The organism is Bacillus sp. S3 (assembly GCF_005154805.1).
GTDB lineage: Bacteria > Bacillota > Bacilli > Bacillales > Cytobacillaceae > Neobacillus.
In genome coordinates, this window is sequence record NZ_CP039727.1 from 1,787,188 (window position 1) to 1,807,374 (window position 20,187).

The following is a 20,187-nucleotide window of genomic DNA, read 5'->3' on the forward strand; positions in this document are numbered from 1 at the left end:
CATTGACAAAAATATTTTCGAAGGCTATAATTACCTTTGTTGCCTTGGGGTGATTCAATTGAAATGGACATTAAGCCAGTTACAAAAATATCGAAACAAGGATTTTTTGATTGATGAGACGGTTCGTGTGGACGAGATCAAACAAGACGATCCCACCATTCGTGAAGTTTCTCCGATGCATATTACCGGTCGGGGAGATATCGATTCAACGAAAGTGACATTCCATTTAAAAATCGAAGGTCATTTAATCCTTCCTTGTTCTCGTACTTTAGTGGATGTAAAACTTCCAATTAATGTCGAAACAACTGAAACTTTCCTCTTGCATGGGTCAGTTTATGAAACTGATGAGGAAGCACATCAGGTAAAAGGCGATGTGATTGATTGTTTCCCAATCATTCGCGAAATTCTTTTACTTGAAGTTCCAATGCAAGTGTTTTGTGAAGATGTCGAGTCCGATGGAGCTGCACCGCAATCCGGCAAGGACTGGGAAGTTCTTCATGAAGAAGAACAATCGAAAAAGATTGATCCGCGACTCGCAGGGCTTGCAAAGTTTTTTGACGAAAACAATTCTTCCGATTCATAATCGGCAAATCTAAGAAGCAAAGTGAAGAACCAGTTCTCCTGGCCTTCATTACTTTCTTAATACTCTTTAAGGAGGTGGGAAGAATGGCTGTACCTTTTAGAAGGACTTCTAAAACTGCAAAAAGAAAGCGTCGTACTCATTTTAAATTAAACGTACCTGGTATGGTAAGTTGCCCAAACTGTGGTGAAATGAAACTTGCTCACCGCGTATGTAAAGCTTGCGGAACATACAAAGGAAAAGACGTTGTTAACGACTAATTTCCATTAGGATAGAAAGCACAAGGAGCTATTTAGCCCTTGTGCTTTTGTCGTTTCTATACATACTAGCAATCCCGGCATTGAAAACTAGCCAAAGAAAGGGCGAGGAAAATTGTCATACCGCATTGTTAAACAGGAAAAAGGGTACTTATTATTTACCATTTCTAGGATTGATAAAAGGAATGCCATTAATTATGAGATAATGGAGGGATTAAAAGAAGCAGTAAGAATAGCTTCTGAATCAGATATAAAGGCATTGATTATTACTGGAGAAGGAAGCCAAGCTTTTTGTTCTGGAGGCGATTTATCCACTTTTCATCTTCTTCATACGAAGGAGGAAGCCTATCCTATGCTTTCTATGATGGCTAATATTCTATATACGCTCTTAACTTTACCTATTCCGACAATTGCTCTTATAAACGGAACAGCAGTTGGGGGCGGCTGTGAGCTGGCAGCTGCCTGCGATTTTCGACTTGCACGAAAAGGAATTAAGGCAGGTTTTGTTCAGGGGAAGCAGGCCATTACCACAGGCTGGGGGGGAGGCTCTATCCTAGCGGAAAAACTTCCAGCTGCAAGTGCAATGAAAATGTTAATGGAAGCAGAACTGCAAACTGCCGATGAATTAAAAAATACTGGATTTATTCATACTCTTTTTGAAAATGACCCTCTGGACGCCTGTGAAGCTTTTATTGAAAAAATATTAATAAAGGATATAAACGTACTCCAATCCTATAAAAAAATTTGGATTAGGAAATGGGAAGCAACCTTACTGCGTGAAAGAATAGAGGAAGAGGTCAAAAATTGCGCATGGCTTTGGGAAAGCGATGCACACCATGAATATGTCAGGTCCTTTATAAATAAAAAACTTTGAATAAAAATAAAAAGACAACTCTTTCACAGTCTATCTTTTCTAGTAGATGCATATGTATTATAAAAACACTAGGAGGGGGATGGACTGATGTCACCAACCAGACAAGATGCATGGTCCCAAGATGAGGATTTATTGCTTGCTGAAGTTGTACTTAGGCATATCCGTGAAGGCGGAACACAACTGCAGGCATTTGAGGAGGTTGGCAAACAGCTCTCGAGAACGTCAGCAGCCTGTGGTTTCCGCTGGAACTCATATGTGCGAAAGCAATATAAATCAGGCATAGAACTTGCTAAGAAACAGCGTAAGGAGTTAAAGAAACATGATGCTCCTGCTGAGAGAGAGCCAAGTCAAGAGCCTGCTAAAGTAGACTTTGTACAATCACCGCCCGGTTGTGAACAGGGAACCACAATCACCTTTCCTGCCGTTATGCACTATTTAGAAGGACTCCATCAACAAGCTGAAGCTTCATCTAGTTTTGAAGAGGACAGAAAGCAATCCTCTGAAAAAATTAAAGAATTGGAGAAGAAAACATACTATTTAGCCGCAGAAAATGAAAGACTGTCAAAAAATTTAAAAGCCATTGAAGAAGACTACCGTTCGTTAATTGAAATTATGGAAAGAGCCAGAAAAATGGTTGTCCTTCAAGACGAGGATCGGCAGCAAAAGGTCAAATTTCAAATGGATAAGAACGGCAATCTTGAAAGAGTGGAAAAATAGAAAAAGCGGACATTTTGTCCGCTTTTTCTTATATGTGTTGTGCTTCGACGCCTTCTGGATACCAGACAAGTGGATTTTCTCCACGGTCACGCTCCATATCATAATCAACATTGCTAAACCCTAATTTTTCCCAAAAACCACTTGATTGGACTCTAGGGTTTGTTTTAATTGGCAGCCCGAAACTTTTAGCAAACGAGACAAGGGCTTTACCGAAGCCTTTCCCTTGATAATCAGGGAGTACTTCCAGTTTCCATAATTCTAAATAGTTTTGTGGCGGAAAGAAATAACGGTCGAATTTCGCATCAATCTGATATAAACTCATGCGTGCTACTAATTTGTCCCCAAAATAAATGCCGTAGAAAGGTGATTCACTATCATTATCAATCATATTTGCTTCAAGGTCTTCAAACATCGATAACTCTTGAATTCCATATTCCTTAAATTTTTTAAATTCTTCTAGTGTTTTAAAATTTACTTTTAGTTTTTCCACTTTTATCGCCATAGTTAAACCTCCTAAAAAGTTACCATCTTAATTTTGCAAATATTCATTTGGTTTTTGAAAACACACAATGAAATTTTTTTATTATTCAAATGAATTACGTTCATTATATAACAAATTCACAAAAAATTCTTCAAATAACTTTAGGAAGCGTTTTCAAAAATTGCAGGAAATTCAGAGAATGATGTAGAAAAATAAAAGGGATGGAACAAAAGGGATACGAAAGGGGAAAAAATGTGCAAAAAATATTAATCGCCAATCGGGGAGAAATTGCCCTTCGGATTATTAAAACCTGTCAGGAGATGGGGATTGAAACAGTTGCTATCTATTCCAAAGCCGATCAGGAAATGCCTTTTGTTAAAGCTGCCACAAAGGCTGTTTGTGTTGGAGAACCGCCTGTAAACAAATCCTATTTACAAAGTGATAAAATTCTGGAAATCGCAAAAAGTGAAAAAGTGGATGCCATTCATCCCGGCTATGGCTTTTTATCCGAAAATGCAGCATTTGCTAAAGAGGCAATCAATGAAGGAATTATATTTATTGGACCGAAGCCAGAAACGATTGAATTAATGGGAGACAAAATCGTGTCTCGCCGGACCATGGAGAAGGCTGGTGTCCCAGTTGTGCCCGGAAGTGTGAATGGTGTAAAGACGATTGCAGAAGCGTGCAGTCTTGCAGAGGCGATCGGATATCCCATCATGCTTAAGGCAAGCGGCGGGGGCGGGGGAATAGGCATGGTGCTAGTAGAAAATGAGCAAGCGCTCGTTAAGTTTTATGATTCAACTAAGTCGAGAGCGATGGCCTATTTCGGTTCAGATGAGGTTTTTATTGAAAAATATATTGCGGATGCCAGACATATTGAGGTTCAGGTGTTTGGGGACAGCGCTGGAAACATCGTCCATCTATTTGAACGGGATTGTTCCATACAAAGAAGGCACCAAAAGGTTGTCGAGGAATCACCATCCCCTTTTCTATCCGAGACAGTCCGGCATAAAATGTATGAAACAGCTGTGAAAGCAGCACATGCTGTGGAATATACAAATGCTGGAACGATTGAATTCATTGTCGATGAAAATGAGAATTTTTACTTTCTCGAAATGAATACCCGGCTTCAAGTCGAACACCCTGTGACAGAAATGATTACCGGCCTGGATTTAGTTAAATGGCAAATTCTTGTGGCACGAGGTGAGAAATTACCTTTATTGCAACCTGAGATTGCCTCATCAGGGAACGCAATCGAATTTAGGCTTTATGCGGAAGACCCTGTTCGCTTTTTGCCATCCCCGGGAAAAATCACGAAGCTCAAATGGAATCAAAAAGAAGAAGTGAGAATTGACTCCGGATATGAAGAAGGCGGAACGGTGACACCATTTTACGATCCGATGATTGCCAAATGTATTTTTCATGGTGACACACGGAAGCAAGCATTAGCCGCCGCAGAAAATTTCTTTAATGAGATAGAAATTGAGGGGATTAAAACGAATGCCCCAATATTCTTAACGATACTTGCAAACGAAGACTTCCAAAAGGGATTGTACACAACAAGCTTTTTAATAAAAAATTTGGTGAAATAAGGAGTGTAATAATCATGAAAGAAATTACAGCATCGATGGCAGGGACAGTATTAAATATTTTTGCAGCTTCAGGTGATCAAGTAAATCCAGGCCAAGAAGTATTAATGCTGGAATCGATGAAAATGGAGATACCAATCGAAAGTGGAATCGAAGGAGTAGTCCAAAAAGTAAATGTCAATATCGGGGATTTCGTCAATGAAGGCGATGTTTTAATCGTTCTGGAATAGCATTTCTTAAAGGGGGAGCATGATGGCAGCGACTAATACGTTAAATGAGCAATTAAATGAAAATAGGAAAAAAATTGAAGCTGGCGGTCAGCCAAAATACCATGAAAAATTGAAAGAACAAAGAAAATTGTTTGTGCGTGACCGGTTAGCATTATTATTCGATGAGGGAAAATATGAAGAGGATGGGAAATTTGCCAACTTTCAGGCTGGTAATCTACCCGCCGATGGTGTCATAACGGCAATCGGTAAAATTAATGGGCAGACTGTATGTGTCATGGCCAATGATTCGACGATTAAAGCAGGTTCCTGGGGGGCACGAACCGTTGAAAAAATAATCCGGATTCAAGAAACAGCGGAAAAGTTAAAGGTTCCATTATTTTATCTTGTCGATTCTGCAGGTGCGAGAATCACCGACCAATTAGAGATGTTTCCAAATCGACGCGGGGCAGGGAAAATCTTTCATAATCAAGTAAAGCTCTCCGGAATGATTCCGCAAGTTTGTATTCTGTTTGGCCCTTCTGCAGCCGGAGGAGCGTACATCCCGGCATTTTGTGATATTGTCATCATGGTTGATCAAAACGCTTCGATGTATTTGGGTTCACCACGCATGGCGGAAAAGGTGATTGGGGAAAAGGTAACACTCGAAGAAATGGGTGGTGCCCGTATGCACTGTACCATTAGTGGCTGCGGCGATGTTCTAGCCGCTAGTGAGGAAGAGGCAATTGCATCAGCCAAAACATACATTAGCTATTTTCCCGCCAGCTTTAAGGACAAATCAAAAATAACTGAGGGCGAGGCTGCAAAGGAGGGCCGTGAACTGGAAGCCATTATTCCGGAAAACCAAAATGCCCCTTTTGATATGAAAGAATGTATCGACCGACTAGTAGACAATGCTAGCTTTTATGAAATAAAAAAATTATTTGCACCAGAATTAATAACAGGATTAGCTAGAATAAATGGAAGAGCTATTGGGATCATTGCTAATCAGCCAAAGGTTAAAGGCGGGGTTTTATTTGTCGATTCAGCTGATAAAGCAGCAAAATTCATCCAGCTCTGCGATGCTTTCCATATTCCATTATTATTCCTGGCAGATGTCCCCGGATTTATGATTGGTACAAAAGTAGAACGGGCCGGTATTATCCGTCACGGTGCAAAATTGATAGCAGCCATGAGTTCGGCAACAGTACCGAAAATCTCGGTAATTGTTAGAAAAGCGTATGGTGCAGGACTATATGCGATGGCTGGTCCCGCGTTTGAACCTGATTGCTGTATCGCTCTTCCTACTGCTCAAATCGCTGTGATGGGTCCGGAAGCAGCAGTAAATGCTGTATATTCGAATAAAATTAATGAAATTGATGATCCAAAAGAAAGAATTGCCTATGTTCAAGAAAAACATAAAGAATATAAAGAACATATCGACATATACAAACTGGCATCAGAGCTAATCGTCGATGAAATTGTGGCACCATCTGAATTAAGAGATGTGCTTATACAGCGATTTGCTTATTATGAAACAAAAGAATTAACCTTTAGTGTCAGAAAGCATCCCGTTTATCCAGTATAAAAAAACATGCCCTTTTCGATTTTTATCGAAAAGGGTTATTTTTTTAAGAAAACCTACTAACCAATTACCAATTGCATCTGATAAAATAACGTATAATAGATGACTAAAATGAGGGATTACCATGAAGGTTGGAATAATTGGTGCTGGTTCAATTGGATTATTATTTGCATCCTACATTAGTAAAGTATTTGAGGTAACGATTTACACGAGGACAACGGAGCAGGCAGACGAGATTAATCAAAATGGCATCTTGCTGCGTAAAGGAGGAGAGGAACGAATCGCTTTGGTCAGAGCTATGCCAATGACAACTTGGGAAGGATCTGAAGAGTTAACCATTATTGCTGTCAAACAATATCAACTTCCAGCGATTATCGAGAAGCTGGGCCAAGTAACTGTCGTTCTTGAAAATATGTTATTTCTACAAAATGGAATGGGTCATTTAAAGCTGCTTGAAGATATCAGGGTAAATAATTTAATTCTTGGATCGGTTGAACATGGAGCCTTAAGAGAAAATTCGTATACCGTAAGCCATAATGGTGAAGGGGTAACAAATGCAGCCGTTTTCCGAGGGGAAACTGCACCGTTCCAGCAATTTATTGCAGTTATGCCTTCCGAGTTTCCATTTGTTTTTCAAGAGAATTATCATGAGATGCTTGTAAAAAAACTAATTGTCAACGCAGTCATAAATCCATTGACTGCCATCCTTCAAGTGAAAAATGGGAAATTAATTGAAAATCAGTTTTATTTTCATGCAGTAAAAAAGCTGTTTACGGAAATTTCCTTCATTTTGGACTTAAAACGCCCGGAGGATGAGCTAATGCTAGTTGTTGATATTTGTAAAAAGACGGCCGACAACCGCTCTTCGATGCTAAAAGATCTTGAAGCAAATAGGTTGACAGAAGTAGATGCCATTTTAGGATTTTTAATAGAAAAAGCAAAGAAACAGGATAAGAAGGCTCCTCAAATCGAAAGCCTGTATTACTTAATCAAAGGAAAAGAACAGGTAGGGGGGGAAGATAGATGAGTACAATCCTCTCCGCCATTTTAACTGTTTTTTTTACCTTACCGCTTCTGGGTTCATTGCTAGTTTTTATTGTAATAAAATTCTTTACTAAAAAATCCCGTAAATCGCTGCATGCGGCAGTGGATTATACGACACTTTTATACATCATATCTGTTCATTTTTTAATTGTTACGATATGGGGAAAATCATTATTTTGGTTAATAATATTACTGATGATCTTGATTGCCATGGTTTTTGTTATTGTTCATTGGAAAGTCAAGGAAGAGATTGTTTTGAAAAAGGTCGTTAAAGGGTTTTGGCGTTTTAATTTTCTTGTTTTTTTTCTAGCTTACCTGACCATATCCCTATATGGAATCATACGTGGTGCTTTGACATTTACTTTTTCTACATAAATTTTGAAGCAAAGATTTTTTCATTAAGGGGATGGTAGTGGTATACTCGAAAAGAATGAATCTGAGTAATTAGAAAGGAAGTACTTGAATGGAGATTGTAAATCTCTCGCTACCAGCAACCAATCGGTTTGCATCGAATTATTTGGAACAATCTGCTGCTATCCAGCCTTTTTTTCATTATCGTTATAATGATTTGCATGAAGATGCAAAAAGAATAGCTGAATTAAACAACAGACCGTTTCCCCGTATGGAGGTTGCTGCACATATTGAGGGCTTTATGGAGCGCTTTCCATCTTCAGAAGCTGTAAAAAAGTCAATTGAAAAATTGAAATTAAAAAATAGTACTGTAGTCATTGGCGGGCAGCAGGCAGGAATTCTGACAGGTCCGCTTTATTCCATACATAAAGTCATTTCTATCATTAAATTAGCTGAAGAAAAAGAAAAGCAGCTTGGTATTCCCGTTATTCCTGTCTTTTGGATTGCGGGAGAAGACCATGATTTTCAAGAAGTGAACCATGTATTTGTACCTGTTGCAGAAAAGATCGATAAATGGACCTACCCGGAAAAAGTTCATCAAAAGAAAATGGTGTCTGATATTCAGTTAAACCAGAACATTTGTCTTACATGGGTTGAGAATGTAATTAAGAATTTTGGTGAAACGGAATTTACGAATGAACTTTTAGAATTTGCCAAAGGACAAATAGAAAAGTCAACAACCTTTGTTGATTTCTTTGCCCACATTATTATGGAACTTTTCAAAGATTATGGGTTATTAATTGTTGATTCCGGGAACAGTGACTTCCGGCAGTTACAAAAGGAATTTTTTACGGAGCAGATTATTCACCATGACGCCATAACCTTCTCGTTATTGGAGCAGCAAAAGCAAATAGAAAAAAAGGGATTTCCTATTACGATTGACGCAAGTGAAAAAGCGGCTAACATCTTCTATTATGATCAAAAGGTGAATGATCGCATTTTGCTTGAATTTGATCGGGAGACCGATCGATTCGTGGGGAAAAGTGGTGTCATAACGTTCTCGAAAGAGGAATTAGTGGGATTAGCAACTGGAGATCCCGCAAAATTAAGTAATAATGTGGTGACGCGTCCGCTCATGCAGGAATGGCTGTTTCCAACCATCGCCTTTATTGCAGGACCGGGTGAAATTTCCTACTGGGCAGAGCTTAAACTAGTCTTTGAGCATTTTAACATTAAAATGCCGCCAATTGTTCCCCGTTTGAATATTACGTTCTTGGATCGTTCAGTTGAAACGGATATTTCAGAATTAAATTTGAAGCTGACGGAAGTTTTAAGTAATGGAACGGCGAAGGAAAGGGAACAGTTTTTAGCTGCTATTAAAGATAAAGAATTAGTAGAATTATTTTCAAGGACAATCGAAATGGTAGAGAAGCAATATGCGCTGATTGAGGCCAAAACGGAACAGCTTGACCGTGCGCTTTTACCAATGCTTGCGAAAAATGAAAGTTATGTACGAAAAGAAATTGACTTTATGCTGTTAAAACTCGAAGAAGCGGTAAAGCGGAAGCACGATGTTCAGTTGAAAAAATATGCTCGTGTAGATCTAGCATTACGGCCTGACGGCTTTCCGCAAGAGCGGGTGTGGAACATATTTTATTATTTAAATCAATATGGTCTAACCTTTATGAATAAATTAATGGCGGGGTCATTTGAATTTGATGGCCGCCATAAGGTAATGAAAATATAGGAAAAACTCCACCTGAATCGGGTGGAGTTTTATTTTTTTTATGAAAAATCTTCAGGTTAAAAAAGGATTTTAAGGAATTTGGGGCGAATAGTTTAAAAATAGGTGGTGAAAAGTGGGGGAATGTGGTACATTTTTTATAGAAAGTGGGGGTAATGGGTATGTTCATGGGTGAATACCATCACAGCATTGATAATAAAGGCCGCTTGATCGTGCCCTCCAAATTCCGTGATGGACTTGGCGATATGTTTATCATCACCCGTGGATTGGATCAATGTTTGTTTGGTTACCCAGTTTCGGAGTGGGGGCTGATTGAAGAAAAGTTAAAAGGCCTGCCGCTGACGAAAAAAGATGCCCGTGCTTTTACAAGATTCTTCTTTTCAGGAGCAACAGAAAGTGAATTGGATAAACAAGGAAGAATTAATATCCCTGCACCACTATTGCAATATGCAAAGTTGGAAAAAGAATGCGTGATCTTAGGTGTTTCCAATCGAATTGAAATCTGGAGTAAACAGATTTGGGAAGACTATTTTGCACAGTCAGAAGAATCTTTTGCAGAAATTGCAGAAAATATGATTGGCTTTGATATATAATGGATAAGTTATATTAATATATTTTCTGTAATCATGTAATTATGTTCGATTGGAAAAGGTGGTACGAAAATGTTTGAACATACAACTGTGTTGTTAAACGAAGCTGTTGACGGCTTAAATATTAAGTCAGATGGGATTTACGTAGATTGTACTTTAGGCGGTGCCGGTCATAGTTCCCTCATCCTTTCAAGGCTTGGTGCGGGAGGTAAACTGTATGCGTTTGACCAGGACGAAACAGCCATTGCAAATGCAAAAGAAAAGTTAGCCGAATATGGAGACCGATTAGTTATTATTAAAAGCAATTTCTTATATTTAAAAGAAGAACTTGCGCTTCTTGGAATTAATCATGTTGACGGAGTCCTATATGACTTGGGGGTATCTTCACCGCAGTTGGATACACCTGAGAGAGGTTTTAGCTACCATCATGATGCACCACTCGATATGAGGATGGACAACGATGCAGACATTTCAGCTTACGATGTCATCAATCATTGGTCATATGAAGACTTGGTCCGGATCTTTTTCCGATATGGAGAAGAGAAATTCTCGAAACAAATTGCTCGTAAAATCGAAGCAGCGAGAACCGTAAAACCAATCGAAACGACCTTCGAGTTGGTAGAATTGATAAAGGATGGAATTCCCGCACCTGCAAGAAGAAAGGGCGGACATCCGGCGAAGAGAATCTTTCAAGCAGTCAGAATAGCTGTGAATGATGAACTGGCAGTTTTTGAAAAGTCTTTAAACCAGGCGATTGACTTATTAAATCCAGAGGGAAGAATAAGTGTTATTACTTTTCATTCATTAGAGGACAGAATTTGTAAGGCAACCTTTAAAAAGGCGAGTGAGATACCGCCTTTACCTCCAGGATTACCCATTATACCTGATGAGTATAAACCGATTCTAAAGCTAGTTTCTCGTAAACCGATACTTCCATCTGAAGAAGAATTAGAACAAAATAATCGGGCGCGCTCTGCAAAGCTTCGAATTGCTGAAAAATTATAGATAATAAAATCTGGAGGGGAAACGATTGAGTAATCTTGCGAGAAAATTTTTAGAACAGCAACAAACAGAACAGACAATTCAAACAAAAAGACAAGTAAAAATTAAAAAATCGTGGCTCACTCCGGGCGAAAAAATTATTGGAGTCGTATTTGCCGGAATGGTTTGTTTTGGGGCAATCCATCTTATTTCTACCCAATCAGAAATTTATGAAGTAAACAAGGACATTCAATCAGTTGAAGGAAAGATTAACGAGCAGGAAAAGGTAAATAGGGACTTAAAGGTTCAAGTAAGCGAATTAAGTTCATACGAACGGATTTTTGAAAAGGCTAAGCAAATGGGCCTGTTAATAAACGAAAATGACGTCAAGGTTGTGCAGGAAAGATGAACAAGAAACAGCCAAATATGAATGTAGGAGCAGCCATATTATTCGGATTATTCGGCCTGCTCTTTTTTGTATTGATTTTCAGGTATTTTTCGATTCAAATAACAGGTGAAGTCAGTGGACAGCCCCTCGCTGCGAAGGCGCAGCAAAAATATGGCAGGGAGGGAACCCTGCAGGCATCAAGGGGGATGATCTTTGACCGGAATGGCGTGGTGGTAGCGGAGGATACAGCTGCCTATAAACTGGTCGCCATTTTGAATAAAAAGATGACTACAAATCCTAAAAAGCCGCAGCACGTTAAGGACCCACGTAAAACGGCACAGGAACTTGCCAAATACATTAAAATGGATGAATCAGAGATTTATAGCATTCTAACGAATGGAATCGAAAAGAACAGGTTCCAGGTTGAATTTGGCAAGGCGGGCAAAGACATAACGTACGATATAAAGAAAAAAATTGAGGGCTTAGAACTTCCGGGGATTACTTTTTCCCGTGACTCCAAACGGTTCTATCCAAATGGCATTTTTGCATCCCATTTAGTTGGTTATGCAGACCGAATTGAACAAAAGAATGAGACCTATAAATCTGTAGGAAAAATGGGGATAGAAAAAGCCCTGAACGATGAGTTAACAGGGAAAAATGGCCAAATTAATTATGAAAGTGATTTATGGGGATATATCCTTCCGGATGGAAAGGAAAAGATTACTCCGGCACAAAATGGAAATGATATATACTTGACAATTGACCAAAAAATTCAAACGTTTTTAGAAGATGCGATGGATACTGTGGTAAAAGAGTATAAACCGAAAAAGATAATCGCAATTGTCGCCGACCCGAAAACAGGTGAAATTCTGGCGATGGGTCAACGGCCATCCTTCCACCCGAAAACAAAAGAGGGAATCGAAAACAGCTGGCATAATGAAGCAATTGAAACATCCTTTGAACCAGGCTCAACGATGAAGATTTTCACACTTGCTGCAGCTGTCCAAGAAAATAAATTTAACCCAAATGAAATCTATCAATCCGGTTCTTATCGGGTGACTGAAAAATCTCAGGCGATCCATGATCATAATGGTTCTGGCTGGGGACCGATTAGCTATCTCGAAGGTGTTCAGCGCTCATCGAATACAGCTTTTGCTAAAATTGCCAATGAAAAGTTGGGATTTGAAAAATTTCGAGAATATTTAACGAAATTTGGCTTTGATAAACCGACTGGGATTGCACTTCCGGATGAAACTTCAGGGAAGATTCAATTTACCTATCCGATTGAAAAAATCACTACCGCTTATGGGCAGGGTACGGCCATTACCCCGATTCAACAAATTCAAGCAGCTACCGCGATTGCTAATGACGGGAAAATGATGAAGCCTCAGGTGGTTAAAGAAATTGTCAACCATGATACCGGTGAAACAATAAAGGAGGTTGCACCGGAAGTTGTATCAACACCGATATCGGCTGAAACAGCGAAAGAAGTGCGTGATATTCTGGAAACGGTTGTAACCTCTCCTAAAGGGACGGGAGGACGTTACAAAATTGATGGCTATAGTGTAGCGGGTAAGACTGGAACGGCAAATATCCCGGGCCCGAATGGAAAGTATTTATCCGGAGTTAATAATTATATATTTTCATTTCTAGGTATGGCACCGAAAGAAAATCCGAAATTAATTGTTTATGTAGCCGTTCAACAGCCTGAAGGATTAGAAAATTATGGTCAAGGGGCGATTCCTGTTTCCATGATTTTTAACCCTGTAATGAAAAATAGTCTGCATTATTTAAATATCCAGCCTTCCACGCTTGAAAAGGCTGTGGTAAACAAACTATCAAATCTTAAGGGAAAATCAGTCGAGGAAGCTGTCAAAAAGCTAAAAGAAACTGGCTTTGAAACGGTTGTCCTTGGAAATGGAACATCCGTGGTTGGACAGCAGCCACAGGCGGGGACAGTCGTTTTAGAGGGTGAGAAGGTCATCCTCCAAACAGATGGTGAACTCACGGCTCCGGACATGACAGGCTGGTCATTAAGAGATGTGATGAAAGTTGCTAATCTGGCCGGATTAAAGTTAAGTTCAAAGGGCATGGGCTATGTCACCGGGCAAAATATTACCCAAGGAGCACTTTTACGCAAAGGAGATTTCCTTATTGTTGATTTGAAAACCCCTGAAGAATTATGGAATCAAGAATTAAATGCCAAAAATGGTGAAACTGGAAATACTGATAATGAAGAAGAGGAAAAGGTGCAAGATTAACGAAAAAATCCCGCTTTTTAAGCGGGATTTTTGCTGTTTACGGGGAGTTGGCACTGGTCTAAACGAAAAGGTACAAGCATATTAATGAACGATAAAGGAATTTGAATGCTTGATAAGGGAGGATCATTCATTGTATGCGTGTTTCTAATGTTACTGTCCGTAAACGGCTAATGATTGCACTATTCGTTGGAATTCTAACCTTCTTGATTATTGATGTTCGGCTGGGGTATGTCCAGTTTGTCCTCGGTGATATGCTGACTGATCGAGCGAAAGGCTTATGGAGCAGGAATATCCCTTTTGAACCGGAGCGCGGAAAAATTGTTGACCGGAATGGGGTGGCATTAGCAACGAATATTAGCGCACCTACCGTTTATGTCATTCCGAGGCAAGTGAAAGATCCGGCAGCTACTGCTGAAAAGCTGGCGGCCGTGCTAGGTATGCCAAAGGATAAGGCATACCGTGATATTACAAAAGGTGCTTCCTCCGTTCGAATAAAGGAAGGAAGGAAAATATCGCACGAAAAAGCAAAAGAAATCAGAGCACTTAACCTTGAAGGGGTTTATATAGGCGAGGACTCAAAGCGGCATTATCCAAATGGAAGTTACCTTTCTCATGTTCTTGGGTTTACCGGAGTGGACAACCAAGGTTTAATGGGTCTTGAGCAGTACTATGATAAAGAGTTAAATGGTGAACGCGGCGCCGTTAAATTTTACGCCAATGCCAAAGGCGAAAGAATGAACGACATGGCCGATGATTACGAGCATCCGGTAAATGGCCTTGATTTGAAATTAACGATTGATTCTAAAATCCAAACAATTATCGAACGAGAACTCGATATTGCTGAGGCAAAATATAATCCAGATGGCATTGTAGCCATTGCCATGAATCCCAACAATGGCGAAATATTAGGGATGTCAAGCCGGCCGACGTTTGACCCGGCTAATTTCCGAAATGTTCCGCAAGAGGTTTATAATCGAAACCTACCGGTATGGTCTACCTATGAACCTGGATCCACCTTTAAAATTATTACCCTCGCAGCGGCACTGAATGAAGGAAAAGTGGATTTGGAAGAAGATCATTTTCATGATTCAGGTTCTGTCCAAGTGGCAGGAGCAAGATTAAAATGCTGGAAAAGAGGCGGTCATGGCAGCCAGACCATGTTGGAAGTGGTTCAAAATTCCTGTAACCCCGGATTTGTGGAAATGGGAGATCGTTTAGGGAAAGAAAAGCTCTTTAAATATATTAAGGATTTTGGTTTTGGCCAAAAAACAGGAATAGACTTACAAGGGGAAGGTACGGGAATTTTATTTAATATGAACCGGGTTGGTCCTGTTGAACAAGCAACAACCGCTTTTGGACAGGGGGTATCGGTTACACCCATTCAGCAGGTAACGGCGGTTTCCGCTGCCATTAATGGTGGAATACTTTACAAACCGTTTATTGCCAAGGAGTTAATTGATCCAGTTACGAAGGAAATAGTAATGAGAAATACTCCCGTAGAAAAAAGACGAGTGATTACGGAGGAAACATCGAAGGAAATTCGCCATGCCCTTGAAAGTGTTGTGGCCCAGGGGACAGGAGGCAGAGCATTTATTGAAGGCTATCGTGTTGGTGGAAAAACTGGAACGGCGCAAAAAGCACAGGGTGGGAGATATTTAGAAAATAACTTTATCGTTTCCTTTATCGGCTTTGCTCCAGCTGATGACCCTCAGATCGTTGTTTATGTTGCAGTTGATAATCCAAAAGGAGTGACGGCTTTTGGAGGTACTGTCAGTGCGCCAATCGTCGGAAGTATTATGAAGGATGGTTTAAGTGCAATTGGAGTAGAACCGCGAAAGGATCAAATTGAAAAAGAAATTAAATGGCCAGATACACCACTTTTAACATTACCTGATTTTGTTGGCTTAACGAAAAGCGAACTTCAAGAGCAGATGATTAATTTAAGGATAGATGCCAGCGGGGAAGGCGATGTTGTTGTTAGACAATCTCCAAAACCTGGCACAAAGGTAAAGGATGGATCAAAAATTAGACTTTACTTTGGTAAAGGCGATTAATAAAAAAAATAAGGAAAATGAAAGGGCGCCGGAATTTATTCCGCCGCCTAAAATTTTATTAAGCTTTGATTACTAAATGGTAAAATAAAATGATTTAATGTAAAATAAGATGGAACTTTCTTCAGAAGGTCTTTAGGTAAATACTGGTAAACAATTGATTTGTACGGTAATGAGAGGATTTGAGAGAAAATGAAGCTACAAAAGCTGCTTAAGTATTTGCATCCCATTCATCCTTTTAAGGTGGACGACCCGGAAATTACTTCGATTGAAAATGATAACCGGAAGGTGCAAAAGGGGAGCTTGTTTATTTGTATTAAAGGATACACAGTTGACGGCCATGATTTTGCCGCATCCGCTGTAAAAAATGGGGCAGCGGCAATACTTGCTGAGCGTCCGTTAGACCTTGAAGTTCCTGTTATCATTGTAAAAGATACCACACGAGCAATGGCGGTGCTCGCGAATGCCTTCTACGGCCAGCCTACAAAAAAGCTGCATTTAATTGGCATTACAGGAACGAACGGAAAAACAACAACAAGTCATTTGATTGAAAAAATATTTACCGATGCAAGCAAAAAAACAGGCTTGATTGGTACAATGTACACAAAAATAGCTGACCGGATTATAGAAACGAAAAACACAACACCAGAAAGCTTAACACTTCAAAAAACATTTCAACAAATGGTTGATTCCGGTGTCAGTCATGCGGTAATGGAGGTTTCATCACATGCCCTTGATTTAGGAAGGGTTCATGGTTGTGATTTTGATGTTGCAGTATTCACAAACCTAACACAAGATCACCTGGATTATCATAAATCAATGGAGGAATATAAACGCGCGAAAAGCTTATTGTTTGCCCAGCTTGGCAATACTTTTGACGATAATAAACCAAAATTCGCTGTCTTAAATGCAGATGATCCTGCATCAGAAATGTATAGCAGGTCGACGGCGGCACATGTGGTTACATACGGAATCGATCAGAAGGCAGATGTTCAGGCAGAGCATATACATATGACTCCTAAAGGGACTAATTTCGATCTTATAATGGGGGGTACCGTCTATCCCATCAACATGCAGTTAATTGGAAAATTTAGTGTCTATAATGTTTTAGCAAGTATCACTGCTGCATTAGTCTCAGGGATTGCGATCCAGGACATTATCGATTCAATCGAAGGTGTCGAAGGAGTAGCCGGAAGGTTTGAACTTGTAAATGCCGGTCAGGATTTTACAGTGATTGTTGATTATGCACATACACCGGATAGCCTCGAAAATGTATTAAAAACGATTCAGCATTTCGCGAACAAAAAGATTTTTGTCATTGTCGGCTGCGGCGGAGACCGTGACCGCACAAAACGGCCATTGATGGCGAAGATTGCCTGCCATCTAGCTACTAACCCTATTTTTACATCGGATAATCCAAGAAGTGAAGATCCGCTGGCAATATTGAAGGAAATGGAAGAAGGTGTGCCGGATGAAACATACCAAGTCATACCGGATCGCAAGGAAGCTATTTATACTGCTGTTAATCAGGCAGAAGCAGGAGATGTCATTTTAATCGCCGGAAAGGGACATGAAACCTATCAAACCATTGGCAGTGTAGTCCATGACTTTGATGACCGTCTTGTTGCTAAGGAAGCAATTGAGGAGAGATAGCTATGTTTTTAGCTTTAAATGACTTGGCAAGTTTGTTTCCGGATAAACAAGGAATCCAGGATGAGATGTTGTTTTACACGGTTACGGACGAGGCAAATATTGATCAGCCAAAAGGATTGTTTATTCCGTTCAATGAAAGCTCAGGGGAACTTTTAGACGCAATTGCCCATGGAGCAATTGCAGCGATTTGGGATCGTGAACATAAATTGCCAAGATATACACCAACTTATTTTCCGGTTTTTTATACGGACGATTTGGCTGATGCCATAAGAAAAATCATTACACTATATTGTGAAAAATTAGATGGAGAAACGAAAAAGCACATGGAAATCACTAACTTTAAATTTTCAAATAAAAAACTTCTTAATAAAAATAAACAAACATATGATATAGCTGGGATATTAGAAATGCTGACTGCAAAGTTAGCAAATGATTCAGAGGGGAGGGGATAAAATGAAGGAGCAAGTTATTTTTTTCACAATTATCATGGGCTTTCTGATCTCAGTTTTACTTTCTCCCATTTTTATTCCCTTCTTAAGAAGGTTGAAATTTGGACAAAGCATTCGGGAAGAAGGTCCTAAATCCCATCAAAAAAAATCGGGAACACCTACAATGGGCGGTGTAATGATTTTATTTTCAATTATCATTACCACATTGGTGATGATAGGGAAATATTCAGAACAAACACCGGTCACAGCATTTTTACTTTTGTTTGTAACATTTGGGTTCGGTTTACTCGGGTTTTTGGATGATTTCATCAAAGTCGTATTAAAAAGAAATCTGGGATTAACTTCAAAACAAAAGCTTCTTGGTCAAATTATCATTTCCGTTATATTTTATCTGATTTATAAACATTCAGGACAATCGACAGAAATTAAACTGCCATTTGGGGATTACTCCATAGATTTAGGCTGGTCATATGTCCTATTCATCATTTTCTGGCTGGTAGGATTCTCTAATGCTGTGAACCTGACAGACGGACTTGATGGTCTTGTTTCAGGTACGGCCGCGATCGCATTTGGGGCGTTTGCTGTGTTAGCATGGAACCAGAATAACTTTGAAGTTGCAGTATTCTCTGTTGCAGTGGTTGGAGCGGTCTTAGGGTTTTTAGTTTTTAATGCTCATCCTGCTAAGGTGTTTATGGGGGACACAGGCTCGCTGGCACTGGGTGGTGCAATCGCTGCTATTGCGATTTTAACAAAGCTTGAGATCCTCCTGATTATCATTGGCGGTGTTTTTGTTATCGAAACATTATCGGTTATTCTTCAGGTTGCCTCCTTTAAAACAACGGGGAAACGAATCTTTCGAATGAGCCCTTTGCATCATCATTACGAATTAGTAGGCTGGTCGGAATGGCGCGTAGTTGTTACCTTTTGGAGTGTTGGCCTAATATTTGCGATCCTAGGAATCTATATCGAGGTGTGGTTGTAATTGAAGCAGATAGAGTCATATCAACATAAAAAAATTCTTGTTCTTGGTTTGGCCAAAAGTGGTGTAACGGCGGCGGCCCTCTTACATAAGCTTGGTGCATTTGTGACAGTGAATGATAAAAAGCCATTATCGGAAAACCCAGAGGCTCAAGGATTATTAGAGCAAGGGATTAAAGTGATTTGCGGTGAACATCCAACAGAGCTTCTTGATGAGGGGTTTGAACTAATTGTAAAAAATCCGGGTATTCCGTATTTCAATCCAATGATTGAAGGCGCCATCGAAAAGGGAATACCTGTGATAACAGAAGTGGAACTTGCTTTTGAAATTTCTGAAGCACCTTTTATCGGCATAACAGGAACAAACGGTAAAACGACAACGACAACACTTGTATATGAAATGCTTAACCAAGGGAAGAAGCAGCCATTAATTGCGGGTAATATTGGAACGGTTGCCTCGGGAGTCGCCCAAACAGCAACAAAGGAAAATACCATTGTTATTGAATTATCTTCTTTTCAGTTAATGGGAATCAATAGCTTTAATCCAAAAATCGCTATTATTACCAATCTTTATGATGCCCATTTGGATTATCACGGTACACGTAGGGAATACATTGATGCTAAGGCGAATATTACTAAAAACCAGACAGAGCTGGAATATTTAATCATTAATGCTGATCAGGAAGAAACATGGGACATTGCACGGCACTCAAAAGCAACGATAATCCCATTTTCTACAAAGAGGGAATTAGCAGAAGGTGCTTATATTCAAGATGGCTGGATCATGTTTAATCATGAAAGGGTAATGGCTATTAAAGAGATTGCCCTGCCGGGAGTCCATAATCTTGAAAATATACTTTCAGCCGTGGCAGCAGCAAAACTTTCCGGGGTAGAAAATAGTTCAATCCAAGAGGTACTCCGCACCTTTACTGGTGTCAGGCACCGTTTACAATATGTAACAGATGTTAATGGGAGAAGATTTTATAATGATTCAAAGGCAACAAATAGTTTAGCTACGATAAACGCGCTCGCCGCTTTTGATACCCCAACGATCCTGCTGGCCGGAGGCCTGGATCGCGGGAATGAATTTGATGAGTTAATCCCGTATTTAAAAAATGTAAAGGCGTTAATAACATTTGGCGAAACTGCGCCAAAGATTGAACGTATTGGTGCCTTAGCCGGAATAAAAATAATAAACCGTGTCGATAATGTTGAAAAGGCAGTGCCTGAGGCTTATCGATACTCCGAATCAGGTGACATCATTCTGTTGTCTCCTGCCTGCGCCAGCTGGGATCAATATAAAAGTTTTGAAGTCAGGGGAGACATTTTTATCGAAGCGGTGCATATGCTTAAGTAAGGGCTTGGCCAACTTAGTATCACCAGCCAGAGTGGTTCTCTAAGCCCTAAA

General features: G+C 39.8%; 20 protein-coding genes. 19 read left to right on the forward strand and 1 reads right to left on the reverse strand.

Features of this window, described 5'->3' with window-relative positions; genetic code table 11:
- The first annotated feature begins 58 nt into the window (after positions 1-58).
- The 4 genes from FAY30_RS08620 to FAY30_RS08635 all read left to right on the forward strand — a co-directional run bounded on the left by FAY30_RS08620 (position 59) and on the right by FAY30_RS08635 (position 2,428).
- The gene (locus tag FAY30_RS08620) at positions 59-583 is read left to right on the forward strand and encodes a YceD family protein (RefSeq protein WP_149869489.1); all 525 of its coding nucleotides are present in this window, start codon (positions 59-61) and stop codon (positions 581-583) included.
- Positions 584-666: 83 nt separating this feature from the next.
- Positions 667-840, forward strand: coding sequence for a 50S ribosomal protein L32 (gene rpmF, locus FAY30_RS08625; protein ID WP_024029176.1), 174 nt, complete (start codon positions 667-669; stop codon positions 838-840).
- A gap of 112 nt (positions 841-952) precedes the next feature.
- Positions 953-1,711: an enoyl-CoA hydratase/isomerase family protein gene (locus FAY30_RS08630; protein WP_149869490.1), complete on the forward strand. Its 759-nt coding sequence runs from the start codon at positions 953-955 to the stop codon at positions 1,709-1,711.
- Between the two features lie 87 nt (positions 1,712-1,798).
- A complete protein-coding gene (locus FAY30_RS08635) occupies positions 1,799-2,428 on the forward strand; it encodes an RsfA family transcriptional regulator (protein WP_149869491.1) in 630 nt (209 codons plus the stop codon).
- Positions 2,429-2,456: 28 nt separating this feature from the next.
- Here the strand turns inward: FAY30_RS08635 and FAY30_RS08640 are convergent, their stop codons facing one another.
- Positions 2,457-2,930: an N-acetyltransferase gene (locus FAY30_RS08640; RefSeq protein ID WP_149869492.1), complete on the reverse strand. Its 474-nt coding sequence runs from the start codon at positions 2,928-2,930 to the stop codon at positions 2,457-2,459.
- Positions 2,931-3,163: 233 nt separating this feature from the next.
- On the opposite strand from FAY30_RS08640, the gene FAY30_RS08645 reads away from it, so the two are divergent.
- The 15 genes from FAY30_RS08645 (at position 3,164) to murD (ending at position 20,136) form a co-directional block, all read left to right on the forward strand.
- The gene (locus tag FAY30_RS08645; RefSeq protein WP_149869493.1) at positions 3,164-4,501 is read left to right on the forward strand and encodes an acetyl-CoA carboxylase biotin carboxylase subunit; all 1,338 of its coding nucleotides are present in this window, start codon (positions 3,164-3,166) and stop codon (positions 4,499-4,501) included.
- A gap of 14 nt (positions 4,502-4,515) precedes the next feature.
- A complete protein-coding gene (locus FAY30_RS08650) occupies positions 4,516-4,728 on the forward strand; it encodes a biotin/lipoyl-containing protein (protein ID WP_149869494.1) in 213 nt (70 codons plus the stop codon).
- 22 nt (positions 4,729-4,750) lie between these two features.
- Positions 4,751-6,292, forward strand: coding sequence for an acyl-CoA carboxylase subunit beta (locus FAY30_RS08655; protein WP_149869495.1), 1,542 nt, complete (start codon positions 4,751-4,753; stop codon positions 6,290-6,292).
- A gap of 121 nt (positions 6,293-6,413) precedes the next feature.
- Entirely contained in the window at positions 6,414-7,316 is a 903-nt protein-coding gene (locus FAY30_RS08660) for a 2-dehydropantoate 2-reductase (RefSeq protein ID WP_149869496.1), read from the forward strand.
- Entirely contained in the window at positions 7,313-7,708 is a 396-nt protein-coding gene (locus tag FAY30_RS08665) for a DUF3397 domain-containing protein (protein ID WP_149869497.1), read from the forward strand. The genes FAY30_RS08660 and FAY30_RS08665 overlap by 4 nt, the downstream gene beginning before the upstream one ends.
- Positions 7,709-7,796: 88 nt before the next feature.
- Positions 7,797-9,431 carry a bacillithiol biosynthesis cysteine-adding enzyme BshC gene (gene bshC / locus FAY30_RS08670; RefSeq protein ID WP_149869498.1) on the forward strand — a complete coding sequence of 545 codons (1,635 nt, stop codon included), beginning with the start codon at positions 7,797-7,799 and terminating at the stop codon, positions 9,429-9,431.
- A gap of 158 nt (positions 9,432-9,589) precedes the next feature.
- A complete protein-coding gene (gene mraZ, locus FAY30_RS08675; RefSeq protein WP_149869499.1) occupies positions 9,590-10,021 on the forward strand; it encodes a division/cell wall cluster transcriptional repressor MraZ in 432 nt (143 codons plus the stop codon).
- Between the two features lie 69 nt (positions 10,022-10,090).
- Positions 10,091-11,023 carry a 16S rRNA (cytosine(1402)-N(4))-methyltransferase RsmH gene (gene rsmH / locus FAY30_RS08680; protein ID WP_149869500.1) on the forward strand — a complete coding sequence of 311 codons (933 nt, stop codon included), beginning with the start codon at positions 10,091-10,093 and terminating at the stop codon, positions 11,021-11,023.
- Positions 11,024-11,048: 25 nt separating this feature from the next.
- The gene (gene ftsL, locus FAY30_RS08685; RefSeq protein ID WP_149869501.1) at positions 11,049-11,408 is read left to right on the forward strand and encodes a cell division protein FtsL; all 360 of its coding nucleotides are present in this window, start codon (positions 11,049-11,051) and stop codon (positions 11,406-11,408) included.
- Positions 11,405-13,648, forward strand: coding sequence for a penicillin-binding protein (locus FAY30_RS08690; RefSeq protein WP_149869502.1), 2,244 nt, complete (start codon positions 11,405-11,407; stop codon positions 13,646-13,648). The genes ftsL and FAY30_RS08690 overlap by 4 nt, the downstream gene beginning before the upstream one ends.
- A gap of 134 nt (positions 13,649-13,782) precedes the next feature.
- Positions 13,783-15,702 (forward strand): stage V sporulation protein D, encoded by a 1,920-nt coding sequence (locus FAY30_RS08695; RefSeq protein WP_149869503.1) that lies wholly within the window; start codon positions 13,783-13,785, stop codon positions 15,700-15,702.
- A gap of 189 nt (positions 15,703-15,891) precedes the next feature.
- A complete protein-coding gene (locus tag FAY30_RS08700) occupies positions 15,892-17,352 on the forward strand; it encodes a UDP-N-acetylmuramoyl-L-alanyl-D-glutamate--2,6-diaminopimelate ligase (protein WP_149869504.1) in 1,461 nt (486 codons plus the stop codon).
- A 2-nt stretch (positions 17,353-17,354) separates the two neighbouring features.
- The gene (locus FAY30_RS08705; protein ID WP_149869505.1) at positions 17,355-17,804 is read left to right on the forward strand and encodes a hypothetical protein; all 450 of its coding nucleotides are present in this window, start codon (positions 17,355-17,357) and stop codon (positions 17,802-17,804) included.
- A 1-nt stretch (position 17,805) separates the two neighbouring features.
- Positions 17,806-18,783, forward strand: coding sequence for a phospho-N-acetylmuramoyl-pentapeptide-transferase (mraY, locus tag FAY30_RS08710; protein ID WP_149869506.1), 978 nt, complete (start codon positions 17,806-17,808; stop codon positions 18,781-18,783).
- Complete coding sequence (murD, locus tag FAY30_RS08715) at positions 18,784-20,136, forward strand: UDP-N-acetylmuramoyl-L-alanine--D-glutamate ligase (protein ID WP_149869507.1); 1,353 nt, start codon at positions 18,784-18,786, stop codon at positions 20,134-20,136.
- The last annotated feature ends 51 nt before the right edge of the window (positions 20,137-20,187 follow it).

Excerpts from the sequence above, each read along its gene's own strand:
- rpmF (WP_024029176.1), top strand. The coding sequence starts at position 667 with ATGGCTGTACCTTTTAGAAGGACTTCTAAAACTGCAAAAAGAAAGCGT.
- FAY30_RS08640 (WP_149869492.1), bottom strand. The coding sequence starts at position 2,930 with ATGGCGATAAAAGTGGAAAAACTAAAAGTAAATTTTAAAACACTAGAA.
- FAY30_RS08635 (WP_149869491.1), top strand. The coding sequence starts at position 1,799 with ATGTCACCAACCAGACAAGATGCATGGTCCCAAGATGAGGATTTATTG.
- bshC (WP_149869498.1), top strand. The coding sequence starts at position 7,797 with ATGGAGATTGTAAATCTCTCGCTACCAGCAACCAATCGGTTTGCATCG.
- FAY30_RS08660 (WP_149869496.1), top strand. The coding sequence starts at position 6,414 with ATGAAGGTTGGAATAATTGGTGCTGGTTCAATTGGATTATTATTTGCA.
- FAY30_RS08665 (WP_149869497.1), top strand. The coding sequence starts at position 7,313 with ATGAGTACAATCCTCTCCGCCATTTTAACTGTTTTTTTTACCTTACCG.
- FAY30_RS08650 (WP_149869494.1), top strand. The coding sequence starts at position 4,516 with ATGAAAGAAATTACAGCATCGATGGCAGGGACAGTATTAAATATTTTT.
- rsmH (WP_149869500.1), top strand. The coding sequence starts at position 10,091 with ATGTTTGAACATACAACTGTGTTGTTAAACGAAGCTGTTGACGGCTTA.
- mraZ (WP_149869499.1), top strand. The coding sequence starts at position 9,590 with ATGTTCATGGGTGAATACCATCACAGCATTGATAATAAAGGCCGCTTG.
- FAY30_RS08695 (WP_149869503.1), top strand. The coding sequence starts at position 13,783 with ATGCGTGTTTCTAATGTTACTGTCCGTAAACGGCTAATGATTGCACTA.
- mraY (WP_149869506.1), top strand. The coding sequence starts at position 17,806 with ATGAAGGAGCAAGTTATTTTTTTCACAATTATCATGGGCTTTCTGATC.
- FAY30_RS08700 (WP_149869504.1), top strand. The coding sequence starts at position 15,892 with ATGAAGCTACAAAAGCTGCTTAAGTATTTGCATCCCATTCATCCTTTT.
- FAY30_RS08690 (WP_149869502.1), top strand. The coding sequence starts at position 11,405 with ATGAACAAGAAACAGCCAAATATGAATGTAGGAGCAGCCATATTATTC.
- FAY30_RS08705 (WP_149869505.1), top strand. The coding sequence starts at position 17,355 with ATGTTTTTAGCTTTAAATGACTTGGCAAGTTTGTTTCCGGATAAACAA.
- FAY30_RS08655 (WP_149869495.1), top strand. The coding sequence starts at position 4,751 with ATGGCAGCGACTAATACGTTAAATGAGCAATTAAATGAAAATAGGAAA.